The sequence below is a fragment of the Caballeronia sp. KNU42 genome, assembly GCF_053760385.1.
In genome coordinates, this window is record NZ_CM132388.1 from 2,141,044 (window position 1) to 2,157,009 (window position 15,966).

The 15,966-nt window shown below is 57.4% G+C and carries 13 protein-coding genes; 1 reads left to right on the forward strand and 12 read right to left on the reverse strand.

Annotated features, from left to right (window positions below):
* Positions 1 to 55: 55 nt before the first annotated feature.
* From ACSOSP_RS09540 to ACSOSP_RS09570, 7 genes are all read right to left on the reverse strand, one after another.
* On the reverse strand, positions 56 to 1,156 hold the full coding sequence (locus ACSOSP_RS09540) for a hypothetical protein (RefSeq protein ID WP_455306006.1): 1,101 nt from the start codon (positions 1,154 to 1,156) through the stop codon (positions 56 to 58).
* A 70-nt stretch (positions 1,157 to 1,226) separates the two neighbouring features.
* Positions 1,227 to 2,225, reverse strand: coding sequence for a class I SAM-dependent methyltransferase (locus ACSOSP_RS09545; protein ID WP_455306008.1), 999 nt, complete (start codon positions 2,223 to 2,225; stop codon positions 1,227 to 1,229).
* A gap of 192 nt (positions 2,226 to 2,417) precedes the next feature.
* The gene (locus tag ACSOSP_RS09550; protein WP_455306010.1) at positions 2,418 to 4,982 is read right to left on the reverse strand and encodes a glycosyltransferase family 4 protein; all 2,565 of its coding nucleotides are present in this window, start codon (positions 4,980 to 4,982) and stop codon (positions 2,418 to 2,420) included.
* Between the two features lie 18 nt (positions 4,983 to 5,000).
* Entirely contained in the window at positions 5,001 to 6,395 is a 1,395-nt protein-coding gene (locus ACSOSP_RS09555) for a class I SAM-dependent methyltransferase (RefSeq protein ID WP_455306012.1), read from the reverse strand.
* 82 nt (positions 6,396 to 6,477) lie between these two features.
* The gene (locus ACSOSP_RS09560; RefSeq protein WP_455306013.1) at positions 6,478 to 7,701 is read right to left on the reverse strand and encodes an ABC transporter ATP-binding protein; all 1,224 of its coding nucleotides are present in this window, start codon (positions 7,699 to 7,701) and stop codon (positions 6,478 to 6,480) included.
* 142 nt (positions 7,702 to 7,843) lie between these two features.
* Complete coding sequence (gene gmd, locus ACSOSP_RS09565; protein WP_455306015.1) at positions 7,844 to 8,884, reverse strand: GDP-mannose 4,6-dehydratase; 1,041 nt, start codon at positions 8,882 to 8,884, stop codon at positions 7,844 to 7,846.
* Between the two features lie 196 nt (positions 8,885 to 9,080).
* Positions 9,081 to 9,875 (reverse strand): ABC transporter permease, encoded by a 795-nt coding sequence (locus tag ACSOSP_RS09570; RefSeq protein ID WP_455306017.1) that lies wholly within the window; start codon positions 9,873 to 9,875, stop codon positions 9,081 to 9,083.
* 774 nt (positions 9,876 to 10,649) lie between these two features.
* Here ACSOSP_RS09570 and ACSOSP_RS09575 point away from each other — a divergent pair.
* Positions 10,650 to 11,504 carry a symmetrical bis(5'-nucleosyl)-tetraphosphatase gene (locus tag ACSOSP_RS09575; RefSeq protein WP_455306019.1) on the forward strand — a complete coding sequence of 285 codons (855 nt, stop codon included), beginning with the start codon at positions 10,650 to 10,652 and terminating at the stop codon, positions 11,502 to 11,504.
* A gap of 37 nt (positions 11,505 to 11,541) precedes the next feature.
* Here ACSOSP_RS09575 and rfbD read toward each other — a convergent pair whose 3' ends face one another.
* The 5 genes from rfbD to ACSOSP_RS09600 all read right to left on the reverse strand — a co-directional run bounded on the left by rfbD (position 11,542) and on the right by ACSOSP_RS09600 (position 15,962).
* Positions 11,542 to 12,447 (reverse strand): dTDP-4-dehydrorhamnose reductase, encoded by a 906-nt coding sequence (gene rfbD, locus ACSOSP_RS09580; RefSeq protein ID WP_455306021.1) that lies wholly within the window; start codon positions 12,445 to 12,447, stop codon positions 11,542 to 11,544.
* A 10-nt stretch (positions 12,448 to 12,457) separates the two neighbouring features.
* Positions 12,458 to 13,009 carry a dTDP-4-dehydrorhamnose 3,5-epimerase gene (rfbC, locus tag ACSOSP_RS09585; RefSeq protein ID WP_455306023.1) on the reverse strand — a complete coding sequence of 184 codons (552 nt, stop codon included), beginning with the start codon at positions 13,007 to 13,009 and terminating at the stop codon, positions 12,458 to 12,460.
* Positions 12,994 to 13,887 (reverse strand): glucose-1-phosphate thymidylyltransferase RfbA, encoded by an 894-nt coding sequence (rfbA, locus tag ACSOSP_RS09590; RefSeq protein WP_455306025.1) that lies wholly within the window; start codon positions 13,885 to 13,887, stop codon positions 12,994 to 12,996. Before rfbA ends, rfbC begins: the two co-directional genes overlap by 16 nt.
* Before the next feature lie 2 nt (positions 13,888 to 13,889).
* A complete protein-coding gene (gene rfbB, locus ACSOSP_RS09595; RefSeq protein WP_455306027.1) occupies positions 13,890 to 14,975 on the reverse strand; it encodes a dTDP-glucose 4,6-dehydratase in 1,086 nt (361 codons plus the stop codon).
* Between the two features lie 177 nt (positions 14,976 to 15,152).
* Positions 15,153 to 15,962 carry a lysophospholipid acyltransferase family protein gene (locus tag ACSOSP_RS09600; RefSeq protein ID WP_455306029.1) on the reverse strand — a complete coding sequence of 270 codons (810 nt, stop codon included), beginning with the start codon at positions 15,960 to 15,962 and terminating at the stop codon, positions 15,153 to 15,155.
* Positions 15,963 to 15,966 lie beyond the last annotated feature (4 nt).

A 15,966-nucleotide genomic window follows, 5' to 3' on the forward strand; every position in this document is an offset into this window, starting at 1 on the left:
GCCGCTCAGACAAGTCTAGAAGTCAATCTCACGCGATGCGCGCCACATACCAAGTTCAGTGCACGCGCTTCCTCACAACGATCCCCGCAGACGTCGTGACATATTTGTCGAAGCGCATTTTCAAGTGCGGCGAACTCGCATATGGCGGGAGGTCGACGTAAAAGTCCAGGACATGGGAATCCGGCGCAATGATGAACGGCTTGACGTCATGCCCTAAAGTGCGTAGACGTGAAACTAGTTCGGTCAAATCGCGATGCCGATACAGCACGGTATGACCGCTCTCGATAGTGTCGTCGTTGGACGAAAGATTCAATTCAGTGGTGTGAACTGCAACACCTCCCACGCTCAGTGTCTTTTCAACGCTGTTCACAATGAATTGAAGTCCTGCCTCGAGCGATCCGAGATGTTCCAGACAGCAGCACGACCATGTAAAGTCGAATCCGATAATGTCATCGTCGATATCATTCATGTCACAGAAACGATGTGAGACTTGCGCGTCGAATTTTTCGCCCGAAACGATGCGTGGATATTTCAGCTCCGCAAGATTGTCACTGTGTTGTCCTGTCGCAGTCCATCCACTCGAAATCCCGATCTCAGGTGGTGCATCGGTCGCTAGCACGCTCGCGCCACGACTGGCGAAAGCAGCAGGCAACCGCTCCTGGCCTACTCCAAATCCGACGCCACGTTTGCCGGCCGCCAACACGCCGGCCTGCTCAAGATGATAAAAAACAAATATCCATTCCCACAGCTTTCGATGAAAAATAAGCGGATGATCAAGCACATTGCAAATATCGGTGTATCGCGGATGGAGAAAATCCGCAGCACTGCAACTTGAAAACGACATAAACGGTTTGTCCCGCGACCAATGCGACGTCGTCGGAAGATACATATGGTCTCGAATCGCTGTCGCCACTCGTCCATCAAAAGAATTTTCTAAAACAGTAATTTTCTCTCTCAAGGATGCCACCTCCGATCTAATATCGGAGGATGACAAGGCATCCTTTATTCCGACTAAGGCTTGCTCGGAACCTCGCATTGCTTCATGTAGCGCGTCCCGGCGTAGATCAGAGGATTTTATAATTGCCTGATTAATAGATAAAATAGCTGAATAGACAGATGCCAACTGCCGAAACGGAGTGTATTTGTTGATTAACATAGCCCTCAAACTCAGAGTTTTCTAGCTATAAATTTGTCAACTCACCCAGAGTCGACCGCGCGACAATACGTTATTCGAGTTCTGCCGGCTCATAAGACCGATACAACCAGGCAGGTTTCTTGCCCTTATCCTCACCGGTCTTCCGTGCTCGAATAAATATATACTGACCAAGATCGTGTTTTCGATACTCAATCAAATGCCCGAATTTGTCGGGATCGAGATAGACATTCGTCATATTGTCGTGGACGTCGGCGCTGAATATTTCGTCTACGGTGAAGCCGAGATAGTTGAGCAGCAGGTAAAGCTCGTGTTTGTTGTACTCCCGATTGTGCCGACCATATGGCCCAAATCCACTATACGGGTCGTACATGTTCGTGCCTACAATCATTCGGGCAACGTTTTCAATCCGGTTTACATTAGGCGTGGTGAGAACGAGCGTTCCATCCTCGCGAAGAACCCGCTTGATTTCCCGAAGCACTTTACAAGGATCGTTCAATAAATGCTCAATAATTTCGCAGAACAACACAACGTCAAGCGACTCAGATTCAAACGGGAACGTATCCTCCTCAATATTGAAATGCGAATACTTCAGATCAACGTGCGTCTTGCTGCCCGGCTTGCGAAACTCGTCCATATAAACGCGCTGCTCTGCCTCGCCTTTCGGGATCTGGTCGCCGAAATAATTACCGAGGCGCCAGTCAATAGAGGTAAAGTTTCTGAGCAGCATTGTGCTGAAGTAAGGATTGCCACCCAACTCCAAACCCGTCAGTGCACCCTTTGACTTTGAAGTTGCTCGCTGGACAAGGCCAAACGTCTGGACAAACCGCTCGAAGTCCTGGACACAGTAACCCGCTATCGATTCCGGAGCATCGGAAACACGGACAGATTTGAGCCAATCGAATAATTCTGCCCTCGACACCCCTTCTGGGAGAGGGAGCGGAGGACGAAGTGGAAATGAGTCGAGTGAATATTTGGGCTTGGCTTCCGGCTGCGTTTTGGGGGCTTCGGCAACAACTTGCACCTGGTCCTCGGTCTCAACAACAGCGGTATTTCGCTTCCGTAGAAACATTGTCATCTCTCGTAGTTTCGTTTTGTGTGACCAATGCTTGACTCAGCACCGGCGCGAACGCTCCTTACCGAAAATAACAGTTAAATGTTTCAGGCGATACCGGAGAAATAAGGGATTGCTATCTCCCGTTCACATCCGGCGTCGCAGCACGAAATGAGCCACATCCGTCCCCATCGCATTGCCCGCTTATGTTCAAGCCTTCGAACTACTCGCTGCAACCGTAATCCACTCTTCATACCAAGCATTGTCCAGCATCACCCTTCCAACCTCTTCGGCGCTCTGCTTCCAGGTCAGCCACGGCATCCCCGTCGATTGCGGCGCCTTCCCGTCCTTCTCCAGCAAGATCCAAGCTTCTACGGCCGCAGCGAGCTCCTCGGGGGTATCGCCCGTGAAATAGAACGCATGGTCGCCCGCCACCTCCCGGAAGACCGGCAGTTCACGCGCCAAAATCGGCAAGCCTTTTTGTGCCCCCTCAATCAGCGGCAGTCCAAATCCCTCGCCTAACGAAGGTGCAAGCAAGCAAGTCGACGATTCGTAAACTTTCTCGAGAAATTGGTCGCTGATTCCTTGCATCCAGAAGAAGTGGTTACCGTTTTCTGGATGCTGAGCAAGCATTTCCGGCAGCCCATCTACTCCCCAGCCGGCTTTGCCGACCACGACGAGATTGACGTCGACATGCCTCGCCCACAGTCGCTCGAACGCAGCAAACGCCTGCACATGCCCCTTGCGTGGCTCTACGGTACCAACCATTAGGAACGTCGGACGTTCGCGCATGGCGGACAGAATGCTTGCGGCGTCGTCTGGCATGCCGGTCGACGGTTGGCTGCTCTCGATATCCGCGCCCAGATGAAAATATCCTAGCTTCAACTTGCGCACGCGCTCCACGGTCGAAGCATCCAGCCACATCTTCAAATCGTCGGCGACCGCGCGCGAAATACAAATCAAGCCGTCAGCAACCGTCCCGATTGTCTTCAGCCACGGCGGAAACACGGTAGCAATCACTTCCGGAAACCATTCCGGGCGGAACACCGGCAACAAGTCATACACGACGAAGTAGATCTTCACTCCGCGACGCCGTTGCGCCGCGAACCAGCCTTCTGCCGGCGGCACACAATCTGCGACCAGATCGAGGCCCAAAAAGATGTCGCCTTGCTGGCTATCGACCCATTCGTCTTCGTCGTCGACACCTCGAGAGCCTACGTCCAGCGAATGCATGAAGCGGTTCGCGTAGCGATAGATCATCACGCTCCGGTCGAGCCGCACAAGCCGCACTTGCCATCCGTCCGGCGGCGCGGCAAGCAATTGCCGGGCAATTGCGCGCGTAACACGTTGAATTCCGGACTTCGCGTCATGCTCGCAAAGGACAGATACGTCAACAAACAGCTGTCGCGTGCGTCCCGCGCGCTGATTGACAGCGATCGCATTGGCACTAGCGGCAAAGTCTGCATCGGTGACAGGGAGATCGAGCTTGATCAACGCGTCGATCAATTTCCGATACCGGACGTCGGCCAACTCAACGGCCACAGCACTCTCCTGCGCGCGCGCTTCATACGCAGCCTCAAAAGCCTTTAACGCACGTTTGCCCGTCGCGTCCCACGAGAACTTCGGCACCTGAACAGCCGCGTGGTCCCGCAGCGACTGCCAGTATTCGCCATCGCTTAACGCGCGCTCCATCATGTCCGCCATTTGCTGGACATCGAGCGGGTTGAACAAGGCATCGTCCCGGCCAATCACTTCGGGAATGCTGGTCGCGGCGGACGCAATCACCGCCGCTCCACATGCCATTGCTTCGAGTGCAGGCAAGCCGAAACCTTCGTGAAGCGACGGGAACACGAACAAATGGCACGCCGTGTACAACTCGATCAGATCCTTGTCGGACACGTAGCCGGCCAGCACCAGTTCGTCACGGGCGAGACCATTTGCCTCGGCCAGATCAAACAGCTTGATGCGATTCGACTCGGTCGCCTGACACACCATGAAAAGCTGAAACTGCTTGCGAAGTTCAGCCGGCAGTTTGGAATAGGCAACGATCAATCCTTCAAGGTTCTTCCGCGGCTCGACAATCCCTGTCGTCATGACGAATGGCCGCGAAATGCCAAAGCGGCCACGAAGTGCACGCACGTCGTCGTCAGACAGTGTCGAACAAACAAACGATTCCGAGACGGCCGATGAAATGTTGGTGATCCGATCGCGAGGAATATCGAGTTCGCGAACCGCTTCCTCTCCGCAATACTCGGAAATGGCGAGCAGCACGTCGGTGCGTTTGAGAGCGTCAATCTTGCCGTAGTAGTGCTTCTTGAATCCGGCGTCGGTCAGGTACTTGTCCGGATTCAAGAACGGAATCAAGTCGTACAACGTCACGGCTGTAATGGCGTTGGTGCCAAGCGCCTTGACACTCGACACCGACACATCGACATACCCTTCGAACAAGCTGCTGATGTGCACCACATCTGGCTCAAGCTCAGCCACCGCATACTCACGAACGAGTTCCGCTGCCCGAGTGCGCCAGTCAGTTGCACCCTGATACAACGAGAAACTCGGCACCGCAAAGACGGCAATCCGCTCAACCGGCAGCAAGCCCTCGAACGACGCCCGGATGCCGTCAACGGTGTCGGGAAACAGATCGTTCAGTACGATCCAGACCTCGTGGTCCCCCGCGTTTCGTATGATGGCTTTCGCTAACGCGAGGCTATATCGGCCAATGCCGCGCAGGCGGCTGACCGACTGACATCCTTGAAGATCCAAAACAATGCGCATGGTGGTACCGGAAGAATTTTATTTTGCGTTGATGCTTTTGGCATTCGCCAGATCGTTGTATATCGCACGGCCACGCGCGGTGAGCTGTTCGACGGACTCAACCGAAGGAAGCGGCGCGCCGGCAACGACACTTTGCGCAGCATCGAAGCCAACATAACGCGCAAGACGCGCACGCACGCGCGGAAACCGCGACAGGACATTTGCGACACGCTGCTTGAGTACAGGCCGGCAACGCACGTAAGCGACACCGTGGAGCAGCCCCAACCTCGCCGTCCGTTTCACGGCTCCCGGCGCGCCTCCCACTTTGCGCAATGTGTTTCCGACCATTCGAATTGGCGACGACAAACGCCAACTGCTGCTGCTCAACAACGCGATCACATGCGCCTGCGACCGGTTTGCCAGGTCTTCCGCCGCAGCTGCGCGTGCATGGGTGGCCTGAAGCTGCGCCTCGAGTTCCTGCGCCCGCAGGACAAGCTTCGAACTGTTCGCTGCCTCCTCTGCGGCCGTTGCACGCGCTTGGGCGTCGAGCAAACGGTCTTGCAAGACCTCCAGTCGTCCCTGCGTTTCGCCCAACCGTACCTGTGTCTCGTCCATTCGCCCGAGGGTGTCGTGCAGTTGCTCGCGCACGCTGGTCGCATCTGCCCGTAGCGCTGCCCGTTCCGCCTCCGCGTTAATCACCCGCTCTAACAATGCATTCACGTCTTCAGTCTCCTTCGCCGAGATAGGCAATGGCGAGTCGCTCACAAGCGAGTTAGCAACCTCAACCAATTCATTGCCTGCCTTCTTGAACGCGATAATTGCGTAATCCGGCGCCTGCATGAAGTTCTGATCAAGCGACGACACCACCTTGTTGATCACGCTCGCGCCCGACAACTCCGTTGGCATCAACTCAAGGTTGTTCTGCAGAAAGCCGCGGTTGACCGGCACGATGACGACCTGCTCGAAACCCGAAAACTCCGCTGCGAAGCTAAGAAGAATCGACGGAATCGGCCGCTCATGAGTCGGGTCGAGATAGAAGTTGCACGCACCGACCAGCAGGTTCGCCGGATTCGGTGTCTCAAGCAAAATCGCACCGCCGTCGTCGACAACTCGATAAGCTTCGCGCAAGAACAGCAGCAGGTTCTCAAAGCCAAGATGCTCGACTACATGGAACGCGCTAATCAACCCGTACGACTGGTCCGGCTGCTCGCCAAGGTATTGCATCGCATCGGCGCTGAATACAGCGAGTCCGGCTTGCTGTCCAGCCGCTACGAAGTCCTCGTTGAGATCCAGGCCCTCCGCGGGAACACCATGCTCGCCGAGCAACTCGAGCCATTCCGCGCGCCCGCACCCGACGTCCAGAACCTTCTTCTGTACCCGGTTAGCAAGCTCTTCGACAAGCGGCAAATACACGCTCTGCCGAAACTTGATCAACTCACGACTGCCTCGAAAGCGATCCTCAAGGGCTCGATAAAAATCGTCCGATACCATATACAGCGCTGCGCCTCGTTATACGTTAGTGATTCTGGACGCTCAGTTCAGGCTCGATCCACGCGCACCCCACAAACTTCTTCTTCGACATGTTCAGCACCTGAAACACCACAGCGAAATCGCGCCACTCATAATTCTTCACCACATGCGTGTCGCCGGCATGCAGCGCCAGCGCGATCGAATAGCTGCCTTCGCCAAGGTTCGCCGGGAACTTGAAGCGGTAGGTCATCCGGTCGCCCGCCTTCAGCGCCTTGGTCGATCGTTCCAGGTGATAGGTGTTCGTACCGAATATAGGCTGCCCCACACGGTCCTTGATCATGTAACCCAGAACCAGCTCGGCAATGTCCTCTTTCACCGCGACGTCCACCTCCAACGTCAGCTCGCTCCCTACGTCGATGAGTTCGCTCGCCTTGCCGTCAGCGTTGAGCAGCCGGATAGTCTCGATGACCGCCTCGCCCGAACCCGATTTGGTCTGCGTCGTGCCATCTTCGCTTGTCGTCTGAACAACATTGGCCGCTTCCTTGTCGGCAAGCAGCGCGTTGTAGTAATCGAAAATGGCTTCCGGCGAGCCTTCCAGCTCAAGCCGCCCGGCATTCAGCAGGATCGCGCGATCGCAAATTGCCTGAATGGCGGTCTTGTCGTGCGACACGATCAGCAGCGTGGTCCCTTGCTCACGGAAAGTCCGGATCCGGTCGAAGCTCTTGTGCTGAAAGTACGCGTCCCCGACCGAAAGCGCTTCGTCGATGATCAGGATATCCGGCCGGTGGAAAGTGGCGACGCTGAAGGCGAGGCGCATTTGCATGCCGCTCGAATAGACACGCACGGGTTGATCGATTGCATCGCCAATTTCCGCGAACTCCTCGATCCTGCCCATGTTCTGCGCGATTTCGTCGACTGAATAGCCGAGCAGTTGCCCCGCCATGAACACGTTCTGACGGCCGGTGAAGTCAGGATGAAAACCCATGCCGAGCTCAAGCATGGCGGCAACACGCCCGGTCATTGTGATGCGGCCTTTGGTGGGCTGTGTCGTGCCGGTAATCATCTTCAGCAGCGTGCTTTTGCCCGCACCGTTGATACCGACAATACCCAGCGATTCGCCCTGCTTGATGACGAAATCGATATCCTGAAGCACCCACTTGAGGTCGTGCCGGACGATCCGTACCGGCGACAGCCATTCGAGTAGTCGTCCGAAGCGAGACGGATATTGCTTGTATGCCTTACCGACATTCTGTACCGAGATACTGCCCATGTTCCGATCCACTTTTACGGTTTGAACCGTGAGGGTACGCCGACCGACGGCACCACAACCGAAAGCGCGCAAGGCTGATAAGCCTTGCGCGCTTTCAGGAAGACCACGCAAAGCCGGCAATGTACCGGCTTCCTGCCTGCGTTCAGAACGAAAAACCGGTCTTGTTACGCCGAAGATCTTCCTCGACCATCATCTTGCAAAGTTGTTCGAGCGTCGTCTTGGGCTCCCAGCCCAGCACCGACTTGGCCTTCGCCGGATCGCCGATCAGCAACTCAACTTCCGCCGGGCGGTAGAACTTGGGGTTCACCTTGACCAGCAGCTTGCCGTTCGAGGCGTCCACGCCCTCTTCCTTCTCGCCTTCGCCACGCCACGCCACTTCAACACCGGTGGCCTTGAACGCCATTGCCACGAAGTCGCGCACGGTTTCGGTACGGTTTGTAGCAAGCACGAAGGTGTCAGGCTCGTCCGCTTGAAGCATGCGGAACATCCCGTCCACATATTCTTTCGCAAAGCCCCAGTCGCGCTTCGCGTCCATGTTGCCGAGTTCGAGGACGTCGAGCTCGCCGAGCGAAATTTTCGCGACCGAATCCGTGATCTTGCGTGTCACGAATTCCCGGCCACGCAGCGGCGATTCGTGGTTGAACAGAATCCCGCTGGAACCAAAAATATCGTAAGACTCACGATAGTTGATCGTAATCCAGTGCGCGTAAAGCTTCGCCACGCCATACGGGCTGCGCGGGTAGAAAGGCGTGTCTTCCTTCTGCGGAATCGCCTGGACCTTACCGAACATTTCGGAAGTCGACGCCTGGTAGAACCGGATCGAACGATCCACGATGCGGATGGCTTCAAGAACGTTCAATGCGCCCACGCCGGTGATTTCGGCCGTGGTTGCCGGCTGATTGAACGACACGCCGACAAAACTTTGCGCCGCGAGGTTGTAGACCTCACGCGGCTGCGCCGTTTCCAGCAGGCGGATGGTCGCGCCAAGATCGGTCAGATCATGTTCGTGCAGGTGCAACTTTGGGTGGTTGAGAACACCCAGTTCGTTCATGCGCCAGAAGTTAACAGAACTCGTACGACGATAGGTGCCATGGACTTCGTAGCCACGGTCCAGTAGCAATTGCGTCAGATATGCCCCGTCCTGCCCTGTGATGCCAGTAACTACTGCGCTCGTCAATTCCATCTCCTTTGGGAAGACCCATCCATCGCGAAAAGTGCCGCGAAAGATGGAAAAAATCTACAGAATGGCCCCAATTATATCCGAGGGACTAAATCGGCCATCCACCAAAAAGTCTGCTCCGAAGCTATTGCCAGCCCGGTATTCGGGCCTGGGGATTTCCGCCCAGGCCTGAGGCATGAATGTGTTCAGGAACCGGGCGTCACAGCTCGTCGACCATGTCCGCCGCGTGGCGGCGAAATAAATAAAGCCCCAGTACACATAGCAGCAAGCCCACGATGAACACTGGCCAAACCAGGGTCCAGTCAGGCCACTGACCGTTCACGAGAACCGCCTGATAGCCGAGTATCAGGTCGGCCATCGGGTTGAGTTTGATATACGGCTTGATGCCGTCCGGTAATACGTGCCATGGATAGACGATTGGCGTGAACCAGAACCAGAACTGCAAAAGAATCGTCATGAACTGCCCGACATCGCGAAAAAAGACGTTGAGAACGCCTACCGTTATCCCGAGGCCGACACTAAAGACGATTTGCACAAGCAGCAGCGGAATCAGACCGAGAAAAGTCACGCCCGGAAAATTGCCGCTAACTACGAGGAAGATTGTAAACAGAGAAAATATGATCAAAAAATTCATCATTGCCGATAAGGCGACGATGACGGGCAGCGCAATGCGCGGAAAGCTGAGCTTTTTAAGCACGTTGGCGTTTTCGATGAAAACGTTTTGTGCCCGCGACACGATTTCCGCGAAGAGACCCCACGTCAGCACCCCTGCGCACAGGTAGATGCTGAAGCCGAACGTACTGCTGACGCCCGGCATCCTCGATTTCATGACCTCGGCGAAAATAACGGTGTAGACCAAAATCATCGCGAGCGGCTGCAGAACCAGCCACAGCGCACCAAGCATGCTGGTACGGTAGCGGACTTGGAATTCGCGCTTGACACTGCTAAAAATAAATCCGCGGTACCGGATCAGGGCACCCAACAATGCGCTCAAATCATGTCCTCAGCGTTGAATGTTTGACGAGCCGCAACAAGGCCGCTCGCCCCCATCGCGGGGATTCTGCGAATCGCCCACAACCCGGCATTGTCAGTCATATTTCTTACAAAAGGCAATCGCAGCCTGGGTTTCGTGGCAAATGACGCAACAGCGGCGCTCGCGGCTTGAGCGCGTCCTCGCAGCCCGAGGCCGGACCCGAACGATACGCCTCGCCCTTGACGGGACGCCCCGGACGAACCGACACTCACCGGCCCTGACGAAGCATCAAATTCTGCCGGCAGGCGCGGAAAGTTTCGACACCGGGCGTCGGTAAGGACGTGGTTGGCGCGTGATTATAAATGCGCGCAACGCGTGTCCAAAGCGCAATGACATCCTGATACAAAAGGTGAGAAAGTAAAATATCCGGTGTGCTGCTGCGAGAAACGGTAATTTGGAGTCGTCGCTATCTCAAGCTCAGCCAATACCGTGCCCGGCCGACGTTGCGACCACCAAACGTGACGCTATTGCGCCACATTGTTCCGCAATGCCAAATAGCGTGACGGTAGCGGCTTAAACCCCAAGCAAGCCTCAACCAGCCTCGGTTATGATGCTGTGTTGATTTAGTCGGCTTGCGCAGCCAGAGCACAAGCCTACGCAAGCCCGCCGCACCACCTCGGCATCTCCAGAACGGCTTCAGCCAAGCAAGACTCTCCATAGAGCTGCCCCGCGATCAAGTCCGTTCACGCGCCGCGCCCGTGCCGGCAATAGATTCATTCTTCGCATTGTTCCTACATGGCATCTTTATTCCCGCAACGCCCCGTTCCCCTCGCTTTCGGCGATATCCAGGGTTGCCGCGAAGCATTCCAGCGCCTCCTGACGAAAGCTGCGCCGAGCGACGCCACGCCGCTGTGGTTCGCGGGCGACATCATCAATCGCGGCCCCGAATCGCTCGCCACGCTGCGTGACCTGATCGCCCTCGGCGACCGTGCCGTGGCCGTCCTGGGCAATCATGACCTGCACCTGCTGTCCGTATCGGCGGGTATTCGGAAGTCGAAAAAGGGCGACACCATCGACGAAATCCTGGCTGCCCCCGACGCAGCCGATCTCCTCGACTGGGTCCGGCATCGCCCGATCGCGCATTTCGATCACGGCATGCTGATGGTTCATGCGGGCGTCCTGCCGCAATGGGACGTGGCGCTGACCCTCGAACTCGCCGATGAATTCCAGCGCGCGCTGCGCGCGCCCAACTGGAAGGAAACGCTCGCAAGCCTCTACGGCAACGAACCGGCCCGCTGGAAACCCAAGCTCAAGGGCAGCGACCGGCTGCGCGTGGTCTGCAACGCGCTGACGCGCCTGCGCTTTTGCTCCGCTGAAGGCGACATGGATTTCTCGTCCAGTGGCAGCGTGGACTCCGCCCCCCCGGGCTTCATGCCCTGGTTCGACGTGCCTTCGCGCGGAACAGCGGACGTGACCGTGGTGTTCGGCCATTGGGCAGCGCTCGGTCTCATCATCCGCGATAACGTCATCGGCCTCGATTCAGGCTGCGTATGGGGACAAAAGCTGACAGCAATGCAGTTGGTCAGCGACCCGGCCGAACGCACGGTGACGCAGGTGGAATGCTCGGACTGCCGGGCGGTCATCAACTAAATGCCCGGTCATCGACTAGATGCCCCGCAGCGCGGATTTACGACAATTCCGCCATGCAGAGTTCGAGCGCCTCACGCCAGTCAGGCGCCGTCAGCCCGAAAGTCGCGAACAGCTTGTGGTTCGATAGCAGGGAATTCTTCGGTCGGACCGCGGCAGTTGAAAGACCCGCGTACGCCGCCGTGGGGATCGCCTTGACCACCGGCTTGTTCGCAAGCGTCGATCTGTCGAAGATAGCCTGAGCGAAGCCGCACCACGAGGTCGCGCCGCACGCCGTCAGGTGGTAAATGCCCGAGCGTCGTAGCCACTCGTCCCGATCCTGGACAAGAAGCTGCGACAACACATCGGACGTCATGGCGGCGATGGTCCTGGACCATGTCGGCGCGCCTATCTGGTCGGCCACCACGCTCAACTCCTCCCGTTGCGCGCCAAGCTGCAACATCGTCCGCAGGAAGTTCCTGCCCCGCGCGCCGTACACCCAGCTCGTCCGCAAGATCAAATGTGCGCAACCCGACGCCGCTATCGCCTGCTCGCCGGCCAACTTGCTCTTGCCATAGACGTTCAACGGATTCGCCGCATCGTCTTCCTCGTACGGACCGTCCTTCGTGCCATCGAAGACGTAGTCCGTCGAGTAGTGAACGAGCAGCGCGCCGAGACGCTTCGCCTCCTGCGCCAGAATGTCCGGTGCTTGGGCATTGAGACGCATCGCCGCCGCCACATCGCTTTCGGCTGCATCCACAGCCGTATAAGCAGCCGCGTTGAGGATCAACGCAGGCGATAGTTCGCGCACGATGTGTCGGATCTGTTCGGAGTCCGTGAGATCAAGGCCGCTTCGATCCAGCGCCACCACATGTCCCAAACCCCGCAGAGTGCGCGCTAGTTCGAAGCCGACCTGACCGTTGGCTCCCGTCAGCAAAATCAGCTTTGGCTCATGTTCGGTGGTCATCTACAGGCTCTCACGCAAAGTGCTGCGCATCGGCGAGCCGCACGCCCGCCGCATCCTTCGCGGAAAGCATCGGCTCAAAGTCGATCTGCCACTCAATCCCGATTGCAGGATCGTTCCAGATGATGCTTCGCTCATGCTCCGGATACCAGTAATCAGTGGTTTTATACAGGCACTGCGCCGACTCCGACAACACCACATAACCATGCGCGAACCCCGGCGGCACCCACACCTGCCGGCGGTTTTCGGCTGACAGCTTCACGCCGCTCCACTTGCCGAACCGCGGGGAGCTTTTGCGGATATCGACGACGACGTCGAACACCTCGCCTTCCATCGCGCGCACGAGCTTGCCCTGCGCATGCTCGACCTGATAATGCAGCCCGCGCAACACACCCCGAACCGAGCGCGAATGATTGTCCTGCACGAATTCAACGCCCGCCTGCACGTGCGCGCTGAAGTCGCGGCTATTGAAGCTTTCGTAGAAAAAGCCGCGGGCATCGCCGAACACTTCCGGCTCGATGACCATGACTTCCGGCAACACCGTGGCGGTTACGTGGAGGGCCATGCGACGTGGTTCGTCAGTAGGTTGAGCAGATATTTCCCGTAGGCATTTTTTGCGAGCGGGTGTGCAAGCTTCAGCAATTGTTCGCCGTCGATCCAGCCGCGGCGGTACGCAATTTCTTCAGGACACGCGACCATCAGGCCCTGGCGTTTCTGCAATGTCGCGATGAACAACGCGGCATCGATCAGCGAATCGGGCGTGCCGGTATCGAGCCACGCGAAACCCCGCCCCATGATCTCGACTTCAAGTTTGCGCTGCGCGAGATAAAACGAATTCACATCGGTGATTTCGAGCTCTCCGCGCGGCGATGGTTCGATGTCGGCCGCGATCTCGCAGACGTTGTTATCGTAGAAATAAAGGCCGGTCACCGCGTAATTCGAGCGCGGCGCAGCCGGCTTTTCTTCAATCGATAATGCGCGAAAATTCGTATCGAATTCAACCACGCCGTAACGCTCGGGATCGTTCACATGGTACGCAAAAACCGTCGCGCCGTCGGTCTTTGCACTGGCATGCTCGAGTTGCTTGCCGAGATCGTGGCCGTAGAAAATGTTGTCGCCGAGAATCAGCGCGCAGGGATCGCGGTCAATGAACGGCTCGCCAATGATGAACGCCTGCGCCAGTCCGTCCGGCGATGGCTGCACGGCGTACTGGATGTTCATGCCCCACTGGCTGCCGTCGCCGAACATCGATTCGAAACGCGGCGCATCCTCCGGTGTCGATATGATCAGCACGTCGCGAATCCCCGCAATCATCAGCGTGGAGAGCGGGTAGTAGATCATCGGTTTGTCGTACACGGGGAGCAACTGCTTCGATACAACATGAGTGATCGGGTAAAGCCGCGTACCCGAGCCACCGGCGAGAATGATGCCTTTGCGCGCCATCGTCAGTCCTTGTCCGGCTGATGGAACTCAGCACGCTGCGCATAGTTGGCCTCGACCCACTTGCGATATTCACCGGACGCCACTTCGTCGACCCACGCGTGATTGTCGAGATACCACCGCACCGTTTTCTCGATGCCCGTCTCAAACGTTTCCGCCGGCTTCCAGCCAAGCTCACGCGCGAGCTTGCGCGCGTCGATGGCATAGCGTCGGTCATGGCCCGGCCGATCTGCCACAAACGTGATCTGATCGCGGTATGAACCGGAGGGCTTCGCTTTCAGCCGGTCGAGCAAATCGCACACGGCATGCACCACATCCAGGTTCGTCTTCTCGTTCCAGCCGCCAACGTTATAGGTTTCACCTGCCCGGCCACGCGCCAGCACTTCGCGAATCGCCGTGCAGTGGTCGCCAACGTAAAGCCAGTCGCGGATATTTTGACCATCGCCATACACGGGCAAGGGTTTGCCGCTCAGCGCATTCCCGATCACCAGCGGAATCAGCTTCTCGGGAAACTGGTACGGTCCGTAATTGTTCGAACAATTCGTCGTCACAACCGGCAAGCCATAGGTATGCCGATAAGCACGCACCAGATGATCGGATGCAGCTTTACTCGCGGAATACGGACTGTTCGGTGCGTATGGCGCGGTCTCGGAGAATGGCGTGTCGCCGGCGGACAACGAGCCGAATACTTCATCCGTCGATACATGCAAAAACCGAAACGCCGCTTGATCCACGTCGGGCAAGCTTTTCCAATAGGCAAGCGCCGCTTCGAGCAGCGTGAAGGTGCCAACAACATTGGTCTGCACAAACTCGGCGGGTCCGTGAATGGACCGGTCCACGTGACTTTCAGCGGCGAAATGCAGGATAGCGCGGGGTTGGTGCCGGCTGAGCAAAGCGTCCATCGAAGCGCGGTCGCAGATATCGACCCGCGCGAAAATATGCTTAGGGTTGCTACGCACCGACTTGAGCGTTCCCAGATTCCCGGCGTAGGTCAGCTTGTCTACGTTGAGCACGGCTTCGCTGGAGGCATTCAGCCAGTCGAGCACGAAATTAGCGCCAATGAATCCAGCGCCGCCCGTTACCAGAATCATAAAAGCCCTCTAAGCCGATAAGTGCACGCATGACGCAGCCGGATGCGGTGGTTTCGGGCTTCGGTGGTAGCCCGATCAATCAAGTATAAATCTGCATCGTGCGCGGACGGCGAGATGAAGTTTTACTTCCGGCGGCTTCGGAGTCGATCCGGGTTTTTAATCATCCGTCGGGATGGTTCAATGCCGCGGCGTCACCGCCTCGAACCCTGCAACCGCGCCCGCGTCGTCGCTAACGACAGTCGCAGGCACTCTCAACCCCGCTTGCATCCGCCGCAACGCCCCTTCCACCGACGCTTGCGCTTGCTTCGCCAGCACGCGCCTGTCCGCGCCCGGCTCGATCGCATCGCAGACGTAAAGATGCGCCGTCAGCGGCGTATCGCGCAGCATGGCGTTCAGCGTGAACGCCAACGTCAGGTCATCGATATACGCCGGCGCCTCCGCCTGCCGTCCGTTCGCATCTTCGTACATCAGGCAGATCGGCTGCACCGGACGAGCCGCTGACACAGCCGCCTGAAACAAGTTGGAGTGAAACGGCAGCAAGTCGTGCCCGAGCGACGTCGTCCCTTCCGGAAACACGCACATCAGTTCGCCGCGCACGAGCCGGTCCGACAGCTCATGCATGATGCGTTTTGCATCGCTGCGTTTTTCGCGTTGAAGGAAGATCGTGTCGAGCTGCTGCGCGAGCCAGCCGACCAGCGGCCAGCCGCGAACCTCGGCCTTCGAGACGAACGGCGTCGGCCGCCATGCGTTGACGACGTAGATATCGATCCAGGACACGTGGTTGCCGACCACCAGTGCGCCGCTATCAAGCCGCGCCTGATCGTTGTGCACGACGAGTTTCATCCCGCATCGACGCAACATTTCAATCGACCAGCGGCGATTCAGCTCCATGCGCACCTGCGGCGTCGCGTTGGGAAAACGCGTGGCCACGGTCCACATCCCGTGAAGCAGATGCCCGAAAATCCGTGCTTTGCAGAGAGCGAACATAGTC

Bases quoted from the DNA above. Each gene is read 5' to 3' on its own strand.
- ACSOSP_RS09540 (WP_455306006.1), bottom strand. From the start codon at position 1,156: ATGTTAATCAACAAATACACTCCGTTTCGGCAGTTGGCATCTGTCTAT.
- ACSOSP_RS09545 (WP_455306008.1), bottom strand. From the start codon at position 2,225: ATGTTTCTACGGAAGCGAAATACCGCTGTTGTTGAGACCGAGGACCAG.
- ACSOSP_RS09550 (WP_455306010.1), bottom strand. From the start codon at position 4,982: ATGCGCATTGTTTTGGATCTTCAAGGATGTCAGTCGGTCAGCCGCCTG.
- ACSOSP_RS09560 (WP_455306013.1), bottom strand. From the start codon at position 7,701: ATGGGCAGTATCTCGGTACAGAATGTCGGTAAGGCATACAAGCAATAT.
- gmd (WP_455306015.1), bottom strand. From the start codon at position 8,884: ATGGAATTGACGAGCGCAGTAGTTACTGGCATCACAGGGCAGGACGGG.
- ACSOSP_RS09575 (WP_455306019.1), top strand. From the start codon at position 10,650: ATGGCATCTTTATTCCCGCAACGCCCCGTTCCCCTCGCTTTCGGCGAT.
- rfbD (WP_455306021.1), bottom strand. From the start codon at position 12,447: ATGACCACCGAACATGAGCCAAAGCTGATTTTGCTGACGGGAGCCAAC.
- rfbC (WP_455306023.1), bottom strand. From the start codon at position 13,009: ATGGCCCTCCACGTAACCGCCACGGTGTTGCCGGAAGTCATGGTCATC.
- rfbA (WP_455306025.1), bottom strand. From the start codon at position 13,887: ATGGCGCGCAAAGGCATCATTCTCGCCGGTGGCTCGGGTACGCGGCTT.
- rfbB (WP_455306027.1), bottom strand. From the start codon at position 14,975: ATGATTCTGGTAACGGGCGGCGCTGGATTCATTGGCGCTAATTTCGTG.
- ACSOSP_RS09600 (WP_455306029.1), bottom strand. From the start codon at position 15,962: ATGTTCGCTCTCTGCAAAGCACGGATTTTCGGGCATCTGCTTCACGGG.